The sequence below is a fragment of the Oceanobacillus polygoni genome, assembly GCF_008304605.1.
GTDB lineage: Bacteria > Bacillota > Bacilli > Bacillales > Amphibacillaceae > Oceanobacillus > Oceanobacillus polygoni.
The window spans coordinates 155,104-172,548 of the sequence record NZ_PIJY01000033.1; the positions used below are offsets into that span (position 1 = coordinate 155,104).

Genomic DNA, 17,445 nt, shown 5'->3' on the forward strand with positions numbered 1-17,445 from the left:
GAACAAATGCGTATAAAAAGTGTATTAAAAAAATGTACTAGCTTTCTATCAACTATTTTATTTATCGCCTTATTATCTGTCCTTTTTCTCTCTCTTGCTTCTAAAGCAGCAGGGAATGAGGTGAGTCTGTTTGGGTATCAAGTAAAGTCTGTCCTATCGGGTTCCATGGAGCCTGATATTCAAACAGGATCGCTTATCGCGATTGAAACGGGAGGAGATGGGGAGCGATTTCAGGAAAACGATGTGATTACATTTCATTCAGAAGAGGGTGTATTGGTAACGCACCGAATTGTGGAAGTAAAGCATGGAGGTCAGCAATATGTAACGCAGGGTGATGCGAATAACGGAATAGACCGCAATCCCGTGCTAGCAGAAAACATTGTCGGACAATATACCGGGCTTACGATTCCATATGCGGGCTATGTCATGAATTTCACCAGCTCACGTGAAGGGGCAGCATTGCTGTTCATTTTTCCAGGCATACTACTGATTGGTTATTCCTTGATAACGATAAGAAGTACGTTAAAAGAAGTGAAACAGCTCATGAATGAAAAAGAAATACGAGCATAATCAGAACAAAAATTAGAGGAGGAATTCGAGATGAATATTAAAAAGAAATTAGGGACAGGTATTATTTCAGCAGTGCTTGGTTTAACGCTCGTTGGTGGAGGAACATTTGCTTATTTTAGTGATACGGAAACAACGAACAACACATTTGCAGCGGGGACATTAGATTTAGCGGTGAATCCGACACAAATTATTGAGGTAGATAATATCAAACCAGGAGATTCCATGATTCGCGACTTTGAACTACAAAACAATGGAACGTTGGATATCGATAAGGTGCTGTTAGATACAGACTATACGGTGACCGATGCAAATGGCGATAATACAGAGGATTTTGGTGAGCATATCCAAGTAGAATTTCTTTATAATGCAGACAAATTGGATGAGGTTATCTATGAAACGACACTTGCAGAGCTAAAAGAGCTAACACCAGAAGCGGTAAATGAGAATGTCTTCTATCCGCTGTTTGGTGAAAAAGGTCTGGAGGTTGATTCCATTGATGACTTAGTCGTTAAATTTAACTTTATTGATAATGGAGAAGACCAAAATCAATTTCAAGGGGATTCATTAAATTTAGAATGGACATTTACCGCCACGCAAACAGCTGGTGAAGATAAGTAGTGAGATCTCTAATAAGGGAGAAGAGATGATATGAAAAAGCAGTTTTTATCTGTAATCATCATCACGATGGCGATTGTCTTATTATTTCCTCATGCGGAAATAAGCAATGCATCTATAGCAGAATCAATAGTAGTTGAAGCAGAAAATGTTCGAATGCTCCAGCAGCCCTTGGATGATTTGGACGATGAAATAGAAGAAGCTTTAGCGGAAAAAGTAATGCCTGGTGCGGTTGTGCTAATTGCTAGAGACGGAGAGATCGTCAAGCATCAGGCATACGGTTATGCGTTACTTTATGCGGACGACCAATTTACGGAGGTGGACGAGCCTGTTCCGATGCAGGAAGACACCATCTTTGATGTGGCCTCTATATCGAAATTATTTACAGCAACAGCAATTATGAAATTATGGGATCAAGGTGAATTCGAATTGGATGATCCAGTTTATTGGTATATTCCTGAATTTGCCGCACAAGACAAAGAGGAGGTAACGATCCGCCATCTCCTGACACATACGTCTGGGTTTAGACCGAGCACGACAGAACCGATTCATGAAATGGAAGGGACACGTGAAGAGCTATTAGATTTTGTATTAAACGAGCCTTTACAAAATCCGCCAGGTACAGCTTATGTCTATAGCGATGTCGACTATATTACGCTAGGTGTATTAATCGAACGAGTTAGTGGAAAGCGACAGGATGAGTTCGTACGGGAGTTTATTACAGAGCCCTTAAACATGACGGATACGATGTACGATCCGTCAGCCGATTTACAGCACCGTATTGCGGCTACGGAATTTCAGCCTTGGACGAATCGCGAAATTGTTTGGGGAAGTGTACATGATGAAAAAGCATGGGCGCTTGATGGGGTAGCTGGACATGCTGGGGTATTCAGTAGTGCGCCAGATTTAGCTATCTTTGCCGAGATGATGCTGAATCAAGGGAACTATGAAGGGACTCAAATTCTTTCAGAGGAAGCGTTCGAGCTGATGAATACGAATTGGAACGAGGCATTTCCAGGTCAGGATCAAGGACTTGGCTGGGAGCTCAATCAAGAATGGTATATGGATGATCTAGCAGAATTTAATACGATGGGACATACCGGTTATACCGGAACGTCGATTGTTGTTAGTCCGAATAAAGAATCGGTTACAATCCTGCTAACGAATCGGGTCCATCCAACGCGTGATACGGTATCAACGAATGCGATACGCAAAAAAGCAGCAGAAAAGACGGCAGACTCCATTCATGCATGGAATGCAGCTGGGATGCAAATGATGGTGGAGCGACTTGATGCAAGGGGTGCATTTGAGCTAGCTTCTGATGCCCACGCTCTTCAGCTGCATTTAACAGCGATTGAACAGTTTGAAAATAAAGGAGATCAAGCAAAGGTCGTAAAGCATTTGGGAGGATTTCAGCAGTTGGTTGACTACCTCTTGATACATGAACGAATTGATGATGCAATAAACGATGATTTACAACGAACAGCAGATTATTTGCTAGGTAAATGGCAGTAATTTTTATGGTGCAGCGAGGGAGCAGCTTTCTTGCTGCACACATTTTTTCTGGTTCAGCGCTTGATCGGTTTGAGCTAATGCCTGTTGTACGTGAAACTAAGTGGAAAAGCTGATGTTTGCAAGAGAAAGACTGATATTTATAGGAAATTGGCTGATATTCAAGAGAGAAAGGCTGATGTTCACAATTAGCAGTGCGTGCAATGGGGTGTTTGGTTATAAAAGGAGGAATAAAATGAACGGTAAGCAAAAAATCTTATCTATTTTCACGGTCTTATTACTTTTTTTCAGTGCAAGTATTCCTGTTTCTTTAGCTGATGCAGTTGATCCGGATGATAATACAGGATATGAACCAGAAAATCCCGGTATTTTAGATGAACAAACCGATGAGGGTGACAAAGGAATGGTAGTTACTGCGCACCCTCTAGCTTCAGAGGTTGGGGCAGATGTTCTGAGGCGGGGTGGCAATGCAGTGGATGCTGCAGTAGCCATTCAGTTTGCATTAAATGTTGCAGAACCAATGATGTCTGGTATTGGTGGTGGCGGTTTTTTCATGTATTATGATGCTCAATCTGAGGATGTATCGATAATTAATAGCAGAGAGCGGGCTCCTCAAGGGGCCACTCCAGATATGTTTTTAGATCAAGAAAATGTTGTAACAGATCCAGGCAAATTTCATCTAGGTGCAATTGATATGAATCCAGATGGAGAGGATAAGCAATTTCATATTGGTGAAGTGAATGTTACCGATCTTGAAGCATCGGGTGAGGAAGCGACAGTTTTTGACTATGGTTTTGCTAGTGAAGCTGGGGAGCCATGGGATCCCAGTAAGTTTTCCATATTTGAACGTGGAACAACATTTCAGCTCGATGAAGATGGTGGTTTAATTAACTTTGGGCCTCCAACTGGCAGTAATTCATCTTCTTACGGTCAAACAACAGCCGTGATGGATGAGGTTGAGGATAGCGAGCTTTTCATTCGTTACCGGACTGATGATCCCGGTGATGACCGACGTTTGCGTTTGTGGCTGAGATCTGACGAATATCGTTCTACCGGAACAACGTTTGTCAAAAATGGCTATGGCGTCGAGATTAATACGAAGACAAATCAAATAAGTCTTATTCAATCAAAGGATTCCACGACCTCAACACTTGCTACATTTTCGTATGATGGAACAACTGATTGGCAATCGCTACGCTTTCGTGTTGAGGGCGATGAATTAAAGGTGCGCTTATGGGAGGATGGAGCCGAAGAGCCAGAGGATTGGAATATCGAAACCTTTGCTGGTTCGGTAATTCCATTTTCAGAAAGGGTACAAAGTGGTACCTCTGTTGGAGTTCCAGGCACATTAAAAGGGTTGGAAGAAGCTTTAGATAAATGGGGAACGATGGAGCTTGGTGAATTGATTCAGCCTTCAATCGACATGGCTGAGCAAGGGGTTGAAGTTAATTGGGTTTTAGCAAATGCTATTGCAAATAATCAAAGTAAATTAGAGCGTACGGCAGCAAAGGATGTGTTTCTTCCAGAGGGTGAACCATTAGAAGAAGGAGAGATCTTAGTACAAGAAGATTTAGCGAAAACATTTAAGCTGATACGCGATCAAGGGATAGATGTATTTTACAATGGGGAAATTGGTGAAGCATTAGCGGAAGCTGTTCAAGAATTTGATGGAAGTATGGTAATGGAAGATTTAGGGGATTACGATGTGACCGAGGATGAAGCAGTTTGGGGAGACTATCTGGACTATGACATTGCATCCATGCCACCACCAAGCTCAGGTGGATTAACGATGCTGCAGCTGCTGAAAATGTTTGAGCAGCTGGATCTAACTGATCATGATGTCAAGTCGTCGGAAAAATATCATTTCATGGCCGAAGCGATGCATCTTGCTTATGCCGATCGAGGCGCATATATGGGTGATCCAGAGTATGTTGAAGTGCCAAGAGATGGACTGCTTCACCAGGATTATATAGCAGAGCGGGTTGAAACCATCTCGCCTGATCGTGCGAATGACAATGTACAGCCAGGAGATCCATGGGAGTATCAGGAAGGAAGTGCTCCAACCATTGCCCAGCAGGTCGATGATAAACAAGAAGGACAAACAACCCATTATACGGTAGCAGATCAATGGGGAAATTTAGTCTCTAATACGACGACAATTGAACAGCTCTTTGGGTCAGGCATTATGGTGCCGGAATATGGAATTGTACTGAATAATGAATTGACCGATTTTGACGCTGTCCCAGGTGGCGCAAATGAGGTGCAGCCAAATAAACGCCCACTAAGCAGCATGACACCAACGATTGTATTAAAGGATGGCGAGCCATTTATGACCGTTGGTTCTCCAGGAGGAGCAACGATTATAACGTCTGTGACGCAAACAATTGCCAATGTTATTGGCTATGGCATGTCCATAAAGGATGCAATCGAGGAGCCGCGTATATACAGCAATAGTTACCCAACAATACGCTGGGAGTATGGCATTTCAGATGCTGTCCGGCAATTGCTTGAAGAGATGGGACACGCTTGGGAAGCAAGTCCAACAGAGATCGGAAATGTGAATAGCATTGTTTTAGATGAAGGGATATTCATTGGGGCGGCAGACTCAACGAGAGAAGGTACCGCAATTGGTTTATCCGCAGCGGATTTTCTAAGCATTGATGGCCTAAAATCCCGCGTTGAGCAATTACATGCAGACGATGAGATCTACGAAGAACATGTTGTGCGATTACTTCTTACACATTTAACAACAGTAGGTCATTATGAGGAAAATGAAAAAATGGATAAAGCAATCAAGCATTTAGAAGGGTTTAAGCAGTTGTTAGATCAGCTAAAAGCTGCAGATTCAATTTCGGAGCATGCTCATGAGACACTAGTGAGCGGTGCGGAGGAGTTGCTTGATATGTGGCAGTAGCTAGCTCTATTCTTTGTGCTTTAGCAGAGTGGGCAAATGCTGAAATCTCTAGGGGAATTACTGAAGATTACAGGATAAATGCTGAAGTTCTGCAGTAAATTACTGAAGTTCACAAAAAAATTGCTGAAGTTCAAAGTTTGCAAGTGACGTGTAAGTCTGCGCTCATTCTCGGCATGCAACGATATTAAAGACGGGAGAAACAAAGGGAGGAAAAGCTGATGAAAAGGCTGTTCTTAATAACAATTGCGCTGTTCGTTGTGCTAGGATCGTTAACCGCAGTTGCAACCAATCGACTCAAAGCTGATGTGGGAGATGACAGTGAAAAGCCACTCAAGCTTGGAGTAGAGGTTTTGCTTGAGCAACAAAAGGATCTTATTGAAGGAAAGCGTGTCGGATTAATCACGAACCCAACAGGTGTCGATCAAGAACTAAATAGCATTGTTGATCGGTTATTCCATGATCCGGATGTCGAGTTGACTGCTTTGTATGGTCCAGAGCATGGCGTACGTGGGGATGCACAAGCTGGTGAATATGTCGAATACTATATCGACGAACAGACAGGCTTACCGGTTTATAGCTTATATGGGGAAACAAGAAAACCGACGCCAGAAATGCTCGAGGATATCGATATTTTACTATTCGATATTCAGGATGTAGGTGCAAGATTCTACACGTATATTTATACAATGGCCTATGCGATGGAGGCGGCAGCTGAAAATGAGATTGAATTTGTCGTATTAGATCGCCCGAATCCGTTAGGTGGTAATCATGTAGAAGGACCAGTGCTCGATCCGGAATACGCTTCTTTTGTCGGCAATTACCCAATCCCGCTCAAACATGGCATGACAGTTGGTGAGCTGGCACATTTGTTTAATGAGGAGTTCGAGATTGGAGCAGATTTAAACGTTGTCGAAATGGATGGCTGGAAGCGCGGAATGTATTATGACGATACCGATTTAGAGTTTGTGCTGCCATCTCCGAATATGCCGACGTTAGATACGGCGCTTGTCTATCCTGGCGCAGCGCTGATTGAGGGGACCAATATTTCGGAAGGTAGGGGAACGACAAAGCCATTCGAGTTTATTGGAGCTCCGTTTGTAAATAGTACCGAATACGCAGCGGCATTGAATGAATTGAATTTACCTGGTATCACATTTCGAGCAGCATCATTCACACCAACCTTTTCCAAACATAGTGGCGAATTAAGCCATGGCATCCAGATTCACGTGACAGATAAACGGGCATATGAGCCTGTAATTACCGGATTGCATATTGTAAAAACCTTGCATGATATGTACCCGGAAGACTTTGAATTCCGAGCAGAGAACAGTGCAGGCATTTCTTTCTTTGATAATCTAATTGGAAATCGATGGATTCGCGATGCGATTGAAAATGGGGAGTCCGTAGAGGAAATGGCATCTGCCTGGCACGAGGATCTTCAAGCATTTAAAGAGGTTCGTAGAGAATATCTCCTTTACACGATAAACACGGAGCAATTGAAGCAAAATATCGGAGCTTTTCAACAATCCGGTGATATCGAGAAGGATGCAGAACGTAAATTACTCTTGCATCTTACCGCAGTCGAGCAATTTGAAGGGAAAAAAGTTGCTGATAAGGTTGCAAAACATATGCAAGGTTTCCAGCTGCTGTTAGACCAGTATAAAGATGCGGCGGGTCTATCCGATAAAGCTTATCAAGCGTTGAGCAGTGATACGACGGATATGATTGCGCAGTGGGATTAAAAAAGATTGTCACTTTTATATGTAATCGCTTACCGGAAAAATGGTAAGTTTTAAAAAAATGTAAACTAGATTTTAAGGAGGATATTATGGAGGTTATTATGAATAAGAACATTTGGAAGAAGTTTGTGTATCTTGCTGCAATTTTACTCGTAATGTTGATCCCAGTAAGTGATATATCTGCTCAAACTGAACGAGATTGGATGACTAACGATGAATTTCTCCAAAAGCTAGACGAAATTGAAGCGAATAGCTCCGGAAAAGTTCAGGTTGATGTTGTTGGTCACTCAAGACTTGGAAATGCAATAATGTCTGCCCGTGTGGGTACAGGTGACCAAGTTATACTAATCAACGGTAGCATCCATGGTAATGAAAAAAGTGGCGCTGAGGCAATTGTAGAGATATTAGATTATCTTGGAACTAGTGATAGCTCATTCGCTCAATCTGTTCGTGACGAGGTTACTATAGTTACCATTCCACGTTTAAACGTGGATGGTCTCGAGATACCCCAAAGACAGAATATATTTCCATGGGATGAGGTAGTTTCTGATTACCCACATCTAGAAGGGGCTGAACCTGCCTGGTACTATAACCAAGGGAATGCGGGCTTTGATATCAATCGTGATTTTCATGCTGACTTAGACTATGAAGTAGTAGCGGAAGATTTACCTGGAAACACTTTGGATTTTGGTTTCTTCATAACGAAAGAATCTCAAATTCTTAGAGATCTTTACGTGGATTTGCAAAATGAGTTCGGAGTAGTGGAGGCCTTTGTGGATCTTCATCACATGGGAACACCAAAACTTAATAAAACAGGTGAAGAAGTTACAATTGCAATAGACCCTCCACCATTAGGACCAGACGATAGCACAAAATATGATAATTATCCATTGGATCGAGATAAATCAAAACGTTATGCGCTAGCTGCTGCTCGGGGAGTAAAGGAATTATCAGATAAAGAGGAGACTGGAGTAGCTCAGTATATCGCTTTTCAAGAACGTGATTTTCCTGGACAAGCTAGAACTGCATTTGCTCTTAATGGAACGGCAACTGTCCTGTTCGAAATGCCTGGTCAACAACCTCAATTCGGCTATGATCAAGACCTAGTAGACCGTGTGGAAAACGGGTTATGGGGGATGATTTCTCGCATGGCTGATGGTTCTATTGATGATTTAAACGGCGATGATTTCGTTACAGAAATACCTAGGTATTGGACAGACAACATAACTGACATGAGAGATGTTATGGGGCGCTTTACGGAAGAGGGGCAATTTGAGAATGCTAGTGATGCTCGTTTATTAGATAACCACTTAGCTGCTCTAGAAAACTATGAAAAACAAGAAAATGAAGAAAAGATGGTCAAACATTTAAATGGTTTAAAATCATTACTTGATCATCAGCAAGAAAAAGGATTAATCGAAAGTGAAGCTTACAGAAGACTCTACGGAGATGCCGACCTTTTACTTGATAGATGGGAAAGGGAGCTTACAGGAGACTCAAGGGACATATACTTGATAGGTGAAAATCAATTAATAGATTAATTGATTACTCATTCGTACTAAGTTATTATTGCAACAAATGAGCAATCTTAAATAATGCTGATAATATAAAGGGTAACTTAATAATGAATATTAAAAGTAAGTTAGGTCTTGGTATAATGTCAGCAACAATAGGCATTTCCCCATGTTAATTGGGTGACCTTTGCTTATTTCAGTGATGGGGAAACAACGAGTAATACATTTGCAGCTCGAACCATTGATCTACTGTCGAACCTACAGAAATCGTTAACTTGGATAATTTAAATAACAAAGAGAAATGGAGATAATTTCAGAAGCAGCATATTATGAATTGCAAAAAGATGCCGACTATCTGATAAGTAAATGGGAAAAGAAATAGCACAATTGAAGCGTTGTACGGCGTTACAACGCTTCCCGAATTCCCTAGGGCTTAAAGACTACTTAAATGCTCATGTACAAGCTTCCATTGCCCATCTTCATCAACCTTAAACACATTGGTTGCTCTGCCGCTGCCAGAAACAAATTTACCGTGATGATAACCCTCGTACGTATATATATAAATACAAGTTGCTGACTGCTGATCAACGCTTATCCATTGAACATTTGTAGCAGCATACAGTTCTTCTTTAATTGTATCCCAAGCATGCTCAAAGTATGCTTGGATATCCGCAACAGATGTACAAGTTTTGTCTGAAAACCAATACACGACTTCTTCATGCAGTACATCCTTCACATTTGAAAAATCATGTGTATTTGTTGCATTAATATATTGCTGTAAGGCTCTTTTATATGGCATAAGCTTCCCCCATATCTCTAAAAATATCTAATTAAATACTTATTTCTCCTCTAATCGCTCCCCCAATTGCTGCACATTTTCAGCAAGCCAAACCATTTCCTGTTGGTTGCTTCAGTAAAAATACTCCAGAGTCGGTCGTGATTTTCCATTTTAAATTAAGCCATCCTCTTTTAATTGGCTCTGCTTCTAATAATGTGAACCCAAATAAGTGGCTGCATGCAGCAGTAAGGTCGGCAAGGACAGCTTGTTCATCAGTTAAAATTGGCATCGTATATCTCCAATCCACGGAAAATTTTAAGACAAATGCTCAACCTGATTAAAATTTTCTATCCTCCATTTATTCCCTTCAAAATGAAGATTGTTAATGCAGGCGTTTAACAATGTTGTTTTCCCCGATCCAATTTCTCCATCGGAAAAAACAGACAGAATGGCGTTTATGACAGCTCCATGTGCTACAAGTAAGACACGTTTATCTGGGTAGTTTTGCTGCACGTGTTCAACTGCTGTGATGACACGTTTATTAAAATCAGCTCGCTTTTCTTGATTCGGGAAACCATCAGGATGTTGTTCTCTTTCGGCATAGGTTTTTCCTTCACCATCTCCAAATGAACGCTCTTGAAAGTCAGCCATCTCAACCATTGGCAATTGTAATTTGGCATTAATAATCTCGGCTGTTTCTTTTGCTCTTTTCAATGGGCTATGTATAAGTACATCATAATCTGCCGCATTTAAGTAGGCTGCACATTGCTCTGCCTGCCTTCTGCCAGTGTCATTTAATGGAATATCGGTACTCCCCTGAATTCGTTTATTTAAATTCCAATCTGTTTCGCCATGACGAATGAAACATATTCTTGTCAAAAAAATCCTCTCCTTATTTCATATCATAAAACAAATGTACCTGCGCATCCTAAGAACAAAGGAGGAAGCATCCATGCGAAAATTATGTTTAGCATTCAGTATTGCATTTTTACTTATTTCTAGTCATACCCTTCCATTACATGCAGCAATTGATGTTCAGAATGAAGGCGTACCATCCTATGCAAAATGGGGAAAGCTTGCTGTTCAGGAGACAAAGGAAAAATACCCATCCGCTCAAATTATTGACTATCTCCATATTGGCAAGGAAACAACCGACGACTCCACGGTTGAAAAATTTAAGCTATGGCTAAAAGGTGAAACCAAAGAATTCGGTGTGTTTGTCAATATTGAATTTAACTCAGAGACAAATGAAGTCGTCCAGATTACGTTTGAAGAGACGGATCGATGAATTTTTAATCGGCCTGTCTCGTAACAATATGCTCTGGATTCTTTGGCAACTGCTTTAATGCTGTTCTTAAAAAAGCTGGATAAAGCTCTACGGTCTCTAAAGCATCAATTCGTACCCATTTATAAAGGAGACGCTCACCTTCAGCCCCGTGAAAAGAACCATTATGTGCTAACAGCGTTTCATCAGCTGCAGAAACTTGGTAGTAAAAGCCCACTTCGTGAAAAGCATCTGTTTGATATGGAAAAAAGTTCTCCACCATCCAATACAGCGAGCCAACTTCAACTGCAACATCTAGTTCTTCATGAAACTCGCGCGCTAGACTCTCAATAGAGGATTCACCAAGTTTTACTCTTCCACCAGGTAGTGCCCAATTTGTATCGTTCACATCACGGTGGAGGAGAACATGTCCTTCATTAACCCAAACACCTGCAACGCGATAGTTAAAAACGGCATTACCAGCTCTAAACACTGCATCCATCTGCTTTTCCCCTTTCTTATGTACGCTTAATTGAGACGTCACCCTCCCTATTGTTGGCTTCATCCCATTCAACATGAATTTCGAAAGTTCCCTCTTCGAAAAACAACGGAAACCTGCGACGGATCGAATGTTGCATTGGTAAATGCATTGCCTCGCTTATCTTTATCCAGCTTGGCTTTCCTTCTTTACTATGCTCGATTAACTCACCAGTAAAATCATCTGTTATGTAGTTATATATCATGTATCTCTTTTTACGGACAGGATTGACATATTCATAAAGCCCTTTATAGACAAGGTTTCGGACAGTTAGCCCGGTTTCCTCCTTCACTTCTCGAATCGCTCCCTCAGCAATGCTTTCTGGAAAATCAACCTTGCCTCCAGGTGGAATAAATCCTTTGAAATCATCATGCTGTCTATTTAAAAGTAGAACCTCATCGCCCTTTTGGACCATGCATACGGTCCATATTTTATACGTTATTTGTTCACTCATTGACTTGCTCCTTTAGATGAACTAAATTTGCTTTGCCTTTTAATTTTTCCGCCAATCACTTGCTAGCATTCCATAAACAACATGGTCGACATAATGGTCGTAGAGCCATTCCGCTTGTCTGAGTAGACCTTCTTCTTTAAAGCCTAATCGCTCCGGAATCGCACGACTCTTGTTATTCGTAAAAGCTGCACGGATATCAACGCGATTCAACTGCGCTTCGGTAAAAGCATAATCCGTTAATGCACGTACAACATTGGTAATGATGCCCTTCCCTTGATAATCCTGACCGATCCAGTAACCAATATAGCCTATCCGGTTTGTCCAATCAAAGACATTAAAGCCAGCAACCCCGACCAGCTTATCTTGATAAAAAATCCCAGCAGTAAGTCCTTTTTTGTCTTTAGAAGCTTGCAGCATATGGTCAATGAAGGCAAGTGAATCCTCCGGTTCTACATTTGTATCCAGCCAAGGGAGCCATTCTCGCAGATAGCTGCGATTTCTATCAATGAGCTGAAATAATTGATTCGCATCCTGTAATTTCAGCTGTTGCAATGTAATATGTTCATCTACTTCGTATACAAACATTAAAAATTTCCCCCTATTCTATTCGTATCATAGCACAAATTTAGTCAGAAAAAACGGAATATATCCCTCCATTTTCTAGCTGTTTTTTGATAAATAAAATAATAGTTCTCGTCAAGCACTTTATAGTTTAAGATTAGTATATAATTGTATTAGAATGGAAGCATGGATAGTATTGCAGTGATTGAATTCATAAAAGGAAGGTTTGTACATGACCGAAGAAAATATAACCCGATTACATATAAACAACAAAGAATACATCCTGATTGGAACGGCACATGTTTCGAAGCAAAGTGCTGAACAAGTGAAGGAAGTAATCGAAGCAGAAAAACCAGACGCTGTTTGTATCGAACTGGACAAGCAACGCTACCAGTCGATCACAGAGGGAAATAAGTGGAAGGATACCGATATCTTCCAAGTAATTAAAGATAAAAAAGCGACCCTATTATTAATGAACTTAGCCATTTCTTCTTTCCAAAAGCGGATGGCGAAGCAGTTTGGCATTAATCCTGGACAGGAAATGATCCAAGGAATTGAATCTGCAAAAGAAACCGGCGCTGAATTAGTCCTAGCAGACCGCGACATTCAGATTACCTTCGCCCGCGTCTGGGGAAACATTGGATTTAAAGGGAAGGCATTACTGTTAACGCAAGTCGTTGGAAGTATTTTTAGCAATGAAAAAATTTCCGAAGAAGAGCTGGAAAAGATGAAGCAGCAGGATACGATCAATGCAATGCTTCAGGAGTTTACAGACCATTTTCCAAAACTAAAAAAGCCGCTCATTGATGAACGGGATCAATATTTATCCCAAAAAATTAAGGATGCACCTGGAGAAAAGGTTGTAGCAGTACTTGGTGCGGCCCATGTTCCTGGGATTACGAAGGAAATTGAGAAAGAGCATGATTTGAAGAAGCTAACCGAGCGCCCACCGAAGTCCAAGACACCAAAGATTATTGGCTGGGCAATCCCGATCTTCGTACTCGCGCTCATTGCATACACATTTTACATGAATCCGTCCGCTGGCTTACAGCAAGCAATCAGCTGGATCCTATGGAATGGTTCACTATCTGCAATTGGAACCCTTGTCGCATTGGGTCATCCATTAGCTGCGCTGACAGCATTTATTGCAGCACCATTTACGTCACTGAACCCACTCCTTGCTGCCGGTTGGTTTGCAGGCTTTGTTCAAGCGTATATAAAACGGCCGAATGTAGCCGATTTTGAAAAGTTATCGGACGATGTCCATAGTGTAAAAGGATTCTGGAACAACAAAGTAACACGGATCTTACTCGTTGTCGTATTCGCAAATATCGGGAGCTCGCTCGGAACCCTTTTCGGTGGCGCCGACGTCATCCGGGTATTTATCGAAAATTTATAGCTAATGTAGAAAAAACACTTTCAAATGCGAAAGTGTTTTTTCTTTTATGTCCGATCTACTTTTTCAAGATTTTCCAGCTTGTTAAGTAAAATATCTAACTCCTGTGATATTTCAATGACTTTGTCGTAATTTAAATTACTTTCAAAGGCATGATACATTTTAACTCTTAACTGCTCAATCCGTAATTCTAGTTGTCTCCTGTTATCCAAATAAGAACACCAGCTTTCTTTTAATAGTTATATATCCCGTATAAGCCTTGTTGAAACCTTTTAAAGAAAGGTTTTCCTCATTCAGGAAAACTTGCAAAGGGTAGCTCTTATTATTTTCTTAGCAATTCAGAATCATTTGTGATAGGAGTGTATATGGGTAAATCTTACTACAAATAGGATTATTAATAAACCTTTGATATACTTGAAAAAAATAGAACGAAAAGGAATGTGCTTGTATGAAAATATCCATTGTTTCTGTCGGAAAGTTAAAAGAGAAATATTTAAAGCAAGGAATCCAGGAGTATTTGAAACGATTGGGTGCATATGCAAAGGTAGATGTCATCGAAGTAGCTGATGAAAAGGCTCCAGAGAATATGAGCGAAGCGGAAATGCTCGAAGTTAAACGAAAAGAAGGCGAACGGATCCTTTCACAAATAGCCCCGGACACGTATGTCATTACACTGGAAATCAACGGAAAAATGCTAAGCTCCGAGCAGCTCGCTGCGAAAATGGATGAACTCGCGACATATGGAAAAAGCAAGATTGCGTTTGTTATTGGTGGATCGCTTGGGATAAGTGATGAAGTACAAAAGAGAAGTGATTTGGCGTTGTCTTTTTCTAAGATGACTTTTCCTCATCAGGTGATGCGGTTGATATTACTTGAACAGGTTTATCGGGGGTTTCGGATTAATCGGGGGGAGCCGTACCACAAATAATGATGAAGCAGAGAGAAAAAGGTAGCGATAATGCTACCTTTTTCTGTTAATCAATATATATTTTTTTTAACTGGTCTGATCCAATACCACCGACTACCATTAACACTAGTGGTGCAAAACTCACCAAGCCTTTTGGCAATCCTTCTAAAATCATAATATCTGTACCAACAAAATAATTTAATCCGAAAATAAGTAGTTTTGCTAGTAATAAAAATACTCCTAACATAAACACACTATCAAAGAATGTTTTCCATTTTGGATATGCTAATTTCTTACTATCTTGAATTACTTGTTCCTTCAATTCTTTGTCACTCCTCAACATTTCATCTATCGTGATACCGAATAAATCACTCAAAACAATGATAATTTCGATACTTGGATAGTTCTTACCAGTTTCCCATTTTGAAACCGATTGACGACTCACATGGATTTTTTCAGCAAGATCAGTTTGTGACCACTCTCTTTTTTCCCGTTCCTTTTTTAATCGTTCATTAAAAATCATGTTAGTTATCACCTTTCCTTATTTCCATTATTGAGGGAGTGTATAGCTAAAGTAAAGATAGTTATAGGTGCATCAAGGTGCAACCCCATGTTGCCAATTAATAAAACCTTGTCTTATCTATGTTATTTTATCCTTAATGTGCAAAAGTAAAAAATATTACACGAAACTATACGTCCATTATAGCTACTGACTGTTTACCATTTCATACCTTCTGCATAGTTAAATATGTTATATTCTTTATATAAACTGATTGACTTTTAATAAGATCAGTCTTCCGCAAACAAGGAGGATTCAATTATGATAAGTGATACAGATTTGAAACACCTGCGACGTTGTATTGAATTAGCAAAAACAGCACTGGAGAAAGGTGACGAGCCTTTTGCTTCAGTCCTTGTCTCAGCCAATGGAGATGTCCTTGCAGAAGACCATAACCACGTTGCAAATGGTGACCATACCCAACACCCGGAATTTGCTTTGGCGAGATGGGCAGTCAGCAACATGACACCAGAAGAAAGAAGCAAGGCGACAGTATATACCTCTGGCGAACATTGTCCTATGTGCGCTGCGGCCCACGGCTGGGTTGGTTTAGGGCGGATCGTTTATGCAAGTTCGTCTGAACAGTTGGTACAATGGTTAAGTGAAATGGGCGTTACTCCATCACGAGTTCGGAATCTTCCCATTCAAGATGTTATTCGTGATACCACAGTAGATGGGCCTGTTCCTGAACTAGCGGAGCAAGTTCGTGAACTACATCGTCAGTTTTATGCAAAAAAACGTTAAACATACCACACTCTCGGCGTTTAAAACTGTTTTAAGGTGAGTCTTCCTACTGCACTAAAATGATAGGAGACTAGGACTGTTACCTAAAAGGAGCATTGAGAATAATAGTTCCCAATGCTCCTGGTCCCTGTAACTTAATTGACAAGTCGACTCTATAAAAGGACTACGATGTAGTTTTTTTATAGAGTCTTATAAATTTTGTAACATAATGCTAGATATACACTAATAAAATATATGATAATCAATATTTTTATAGCTTTATTAGGTTTCTTCGCATTTTTAAATACGTTAGCTTCTATTTTGTTACCCAAAAAAACGAAGACCAAAGTTGCCAATAAAAAATATAAATGATTACTGATTCCCAAAATTAATAAAAGCGTTATAATTATACTGAATGTTAACATCGTCCACATAAAAAAATACAACTCCCTCAAATAATCTAGGTTGGCTTAATGACGAATACGAAAAAATCTTATATAGTCATACTAACATTTTATACATAATATTATTTTACCAGACGATAAACCTCATAATACATCCACCAAAAGTCATTTTTAATGATAGGCAATTAACTCATAAATCACATAAAATCCTACCACAAATAAGTTTTATCCTATTCGCATAATTTGTTTATGGCACTCAACTGATTTTTTATTAGCTATCCAAATGAAAAAGGTTAACAATGCATATATAACTGTTACTGCAAACATAAACCATTCAGTTATTTTCCCACCTCTTTTTAAATAACCTACTAAAAAATCCCTTCTTGGCTTATTTTTCTGACGGTGCAATTTGTTTTTGTGCTTCCAGCCTTTCATCAATCGCCTGTAACAAAAATTGGTCTCGTTATTGCAATGACTTATTTATGTCTTCCTGCTGCTGATCCCAACGATTGGTTAGTTCCTTAATCGCATCATTTTGTTTATTTATTAATTCTGTTTGATTATGTACCATTTCTTTTAACCCTTTTCTATACTAACCAGTTTATTAATAACTTCATCAAGCGTAATCGCTTTTGCTAGCTGATACAACCCGATGTAACGTTATAATATCTTTATCTTGGTAATAACGGTGATTTTGACAGTTTCGTCCTATGTTATAACCTCGTTCCTCTAACGTAATGCTGTATTTTCTACTATAAAACCATAAAAAACATGCAAAGGTTCTTAGTCTAAACATGTTTTTTCGTCATAATCCATATTCCTTGTATTCTTTTTAAAAATCGGTTAAATTCCCGCCCACGGATTTGGCGGAACACTGTTAGTTATTATTTGGTAGTTTAATGAATTATCGCAAATGAGGCTGGGACAAAACCCCAGTAAGAAAATAAGCGTGGTACCTCGGGTACCACGCTTATTTTTATTATAAATATCATATTTT

Annotated in this window: 19 protein-coding genes and 1 pseudogene; 12 read left to right on the plus strand and 8 right to left on the minus strand. The window is 40.0% G+C overall.

Annotated elements, in window-relative coordinates; genetic code table 11:
* Nucleotides 1–6: 6 nt before the first annotated feature.
* From sipW to F1560_RS22780, 8 genes and pseudogenes are all read left to right on the plus strand, one after another.
* Complete coding sequence (gene sipW / locus F1560_RS17360) at nucleotides 7–570, plus strand: signal peptidase I SipW (protein ID WP_149475906.1); 564 nt, start codon at nucleotides 7–9, stop codon at nucleotides 568–570.
* Between the two features lie 30 nt (nucleotides 571–600).
* On the plus strand, nucleotides 601–1,188 hold the full coding sequence (locus F1560_RS17365) for a CalY family protein (protein WP_149475907.1): 588 nt from the start codon (nucleotides 601–603) through the stop codon (nucleotides 1,186–1,188).
* Nucleotides 1,189–1,218: 30 nt separating this feature from the next.
* Complete coding sequence (locus tag F1560_RS17370; RefSeq protein ID WP_149475908.1) at nucleotides 1,219–2,700, plus strand: serine hydrolase domain-containing protein; 1,482 nt, start codon at nucleotides 1,219–1,221, stop codon at nucleotides 2,698–2,700.
* A gap of 232 nt (nucleotides 2,701–2,932) precedes the next feature.
* Nucleotides 2,933–5,611 (plus strand): gamma-glutamyltransferase, encoded by a 2,679-nt coding sequence (ggt, locus tag F1560_RS17375; protein WP_149475909.1) that lies wholly within the window; start codon nucleotides 2,933–2,935, stop codon nucleotides 5,609–5,611.
* 218 nt (nucleotides 5,612–5,829) lie between these two features.
* Nucleotides 5,830–7,089: pseudogene (locus tag F1560_RS17380) on the plus strand (exo-beta-N-acetylmuramidase NamZ family protein); the annotation flags it as partial.
* An 18-nt stretch (nucleotides 7,090–7,107) separates the two neighbouring features.
* Nucleotides 7,108–7,353 carry an FIMAH domain-containing protein gene (locus F1560_RS22775; protein WP_420874450.1) on the plus strand — a complete coding sequence of 82 codons (246 nt, stop codon included), beginning with the start codon at nucleotides 7,108–7,110 and terminating at the stop codon, nucleotides 7,351–7,353.
* A 98-nt stretch (nucleotides 7,354–7,451) separates the two neighbouring features.
* Entirely contained in the window at nucleotides 7,452–8,891 is a 1,440-nt protein-coding gene (locus F1560_RS17385) for an FIMAH domain-containing protein (RefSeq protein ID WP_245347777.1), read from the plus strand.
* A 153-nt stretch (nucleotides 8,892–9,044) separates the two neighbouring features.
* Entirely contained in the window at nucleotides 9,045–9,152 is a 108-nt protein-coding gene (locus F1560_RS22780) for a TasA family protein (protein WP_149475912.1), read from the plus strand.
* Nucleotides 9,153–9,297: 145 nt separating this feature from the next.
* On the opposite strand, the gene F1560_RS17395 is transcribed toward F1560_RS22780, so the two are convergent.
* The 3 genes from F1560_RS17395 to F1560_RS17405 form a co-directional block, all read right to left on the minus strand.
* Nucleotides 9,298–9,663, minus strand: a complete 366-nt coding sequence (locus F1560_RS17395) for a YybH family protein (protein ID WP_149475913.1) — start codon at nucleotides 9,661–9,663, stop codon at nucleotides 9,298–9,300.
* Nucleotides 9,664–9,742: 79 nt separating this feature from the next.
* Entirely contained in the window at nucleotides 9,743–9,931 is a 189-nt protein-coding gene (locus F1560_RS17400; protein ID WP_149475914.1) for a hypothetical protein, read from the minus strand.
* A gap of 26 nt (nucleotides 9,932–9,957) precedes the next feature.
* A complete protein-coding gene (locus F1560_RS17405; RefSeq protein WP_149475915.1) occupies nucleotides 9,958–10,521 on the minus strand; it encodes a histidine phosphatase family protein in 564 nt (187 codons plus the stop codon).
* Nucleotides 10,522–10,594: 73 nt separating this feature from the next.
* Between F1560_RS17405 and F1560_RS17410 the strand changes: the two genes are divergently transcribed.
* Entirely contained in the window at nucleotides 10,595–10,930 is a 336-nt protein-coding gene (locus F1560_RS17410) for a DUF3889 domain-containing protein (RefSeq protein WP_149475916.1), read from the plus strand.
* A gap of 4 nt (nucleotides 10,931–10,934) precedes the next feature.
* On the opposite strand, the gene F1560_RS17415 is transcribed toward F1560_RS17410, so the two are convergent.
* Genes F1560_RS17415 through F1560_RS17425 form a run of 3 tightly spaced genes read right to left on the minus strand, consistent with a single transcriptional unit; the run spans nucleotide 10,935 to nucleotide 12,483 of the window.
* A complete protein-coding gene (locus tag F1560_RS17415) occupies nucleotides 10,935–11,408 on the minus strand; it encodes an NUDIX hydrolase (RefSeq protein ID WP_149475917.1) in 474 nt (157 codons plus the stop codon).
* 16 nt (nucleotides 11,409–11,424) lie between these two features.
* The gene (locus tag F1560_RS17420) at nucleotides 11,425–11,898 is read right to left on the minus strand and encodes an 8-oxo-dGTP diphosphatase (RefSeq protein ID WP_187773762.1); all 474 of its coding nucleotides are present in this window, start codon (nucleotides 11,896–11,898) and stop codon (nucleotides 11,425–11,427) included.
* Between the two features lie 39 nt (nucleotides 11,899–11,937).
* The gene (locus F1560_RS17425; RefSeq protein WP_149475918.1) at nucleotides 11,938–12,483 is read right to left on the minus strand and encodes a GNAT family N-acetyltransferase; all 546 of its coding nucleotides are present in this window, start codon (nucleotides 12,481–12,483) and stop codon (nucleotides 11,938–11,940) included.
* Between the two features lie 208 nt (nucleotides 12,484–12,691).
* Here F1560_RS17425 and F1560_RS17430 point away from each other — a divergent pair, with 208 nt between their 5' ends.
* Entirely contained in the window at nucleotides 12,692–13,858 is a 1,167-nt protein-coding gene (locus tag F1560_RS17430) for a TraB/GumN family protein (protein WP_149475919.1), read from the plus strand.
* Between the two features lie 44 nt (nucleotides 13,859–13,902).
* On the opposite strand, the gene F1560_RS17435 is transcribed toward F1560_RS17430, so the two are convergent.
* On the minus strand, nucleotides 13,903–14,067 hold the full coding sequence (locus F1560_RS17435; protein ID WP_149475920.1) for an aspartyl-phosphate phosphatase Spo0E family protein: 165 nt from the start codon (nucleotides 14,065–14,067) through the stop codon (nucleotides 13,903–13,905).
* A gap of 236 nt (nucleotides 14,068–14,303) precedes the next feature.
* Here F1560_RS17435 and rlmH point away from each other — a divergent pair, with 236 nt between their 5' ends.
* The gene (rlmH, locus tag F1560_RS17440; RefSeq protein ID WP_149475921.1) at nucleotides 14,304–14,783 is read left to right on the plus strand and encodes a 23S rRNA (pseudouridine(1915)-N(3))-methyltransferase RlmH; all 480 of its coding nucleotides are present in this window, start codon (nucleotides 14,304–14,306) and stop codon (nucleotides 14,781–14,783) included.
* A 46-nt stretch (nucleotides 14,784–14,829) separates the two neighbouring features.
* Here rlmH and F1560_RS17445 read toward each other — a convergent pair whose 3' ends face one another.
* Nucleotides 14,830–15,285: a helix-turn-helix transcriptional regulator gene (locus tag F1560_RS17445; protein WP_149475922.1), complete on the minus strand. Its 456-nt coding sequence runs from the start codon at nucleotides 15,283–15,285 to the stop codon at nucleotides 14,830–14,832.
* Between the two features lie 297 nt (nucleotides 15,286–15,582).
* Here F1560_RS17445 and F1560_RS17450 point away from each other — a divergent pair, with 297 nt between their 5' ends.
* Entirely contained in the window at nucleotides 15,583–16,065 is a 483-nt protein-coding gene (locus tag F1560_RS17450) for a nucleoside deaminase (protein ID WP_149475923.1), read from the plus strand.
* The last annotated feature ends 1,380 nt before the right edge of the window (nucleotides 16,066–17,445 follow it).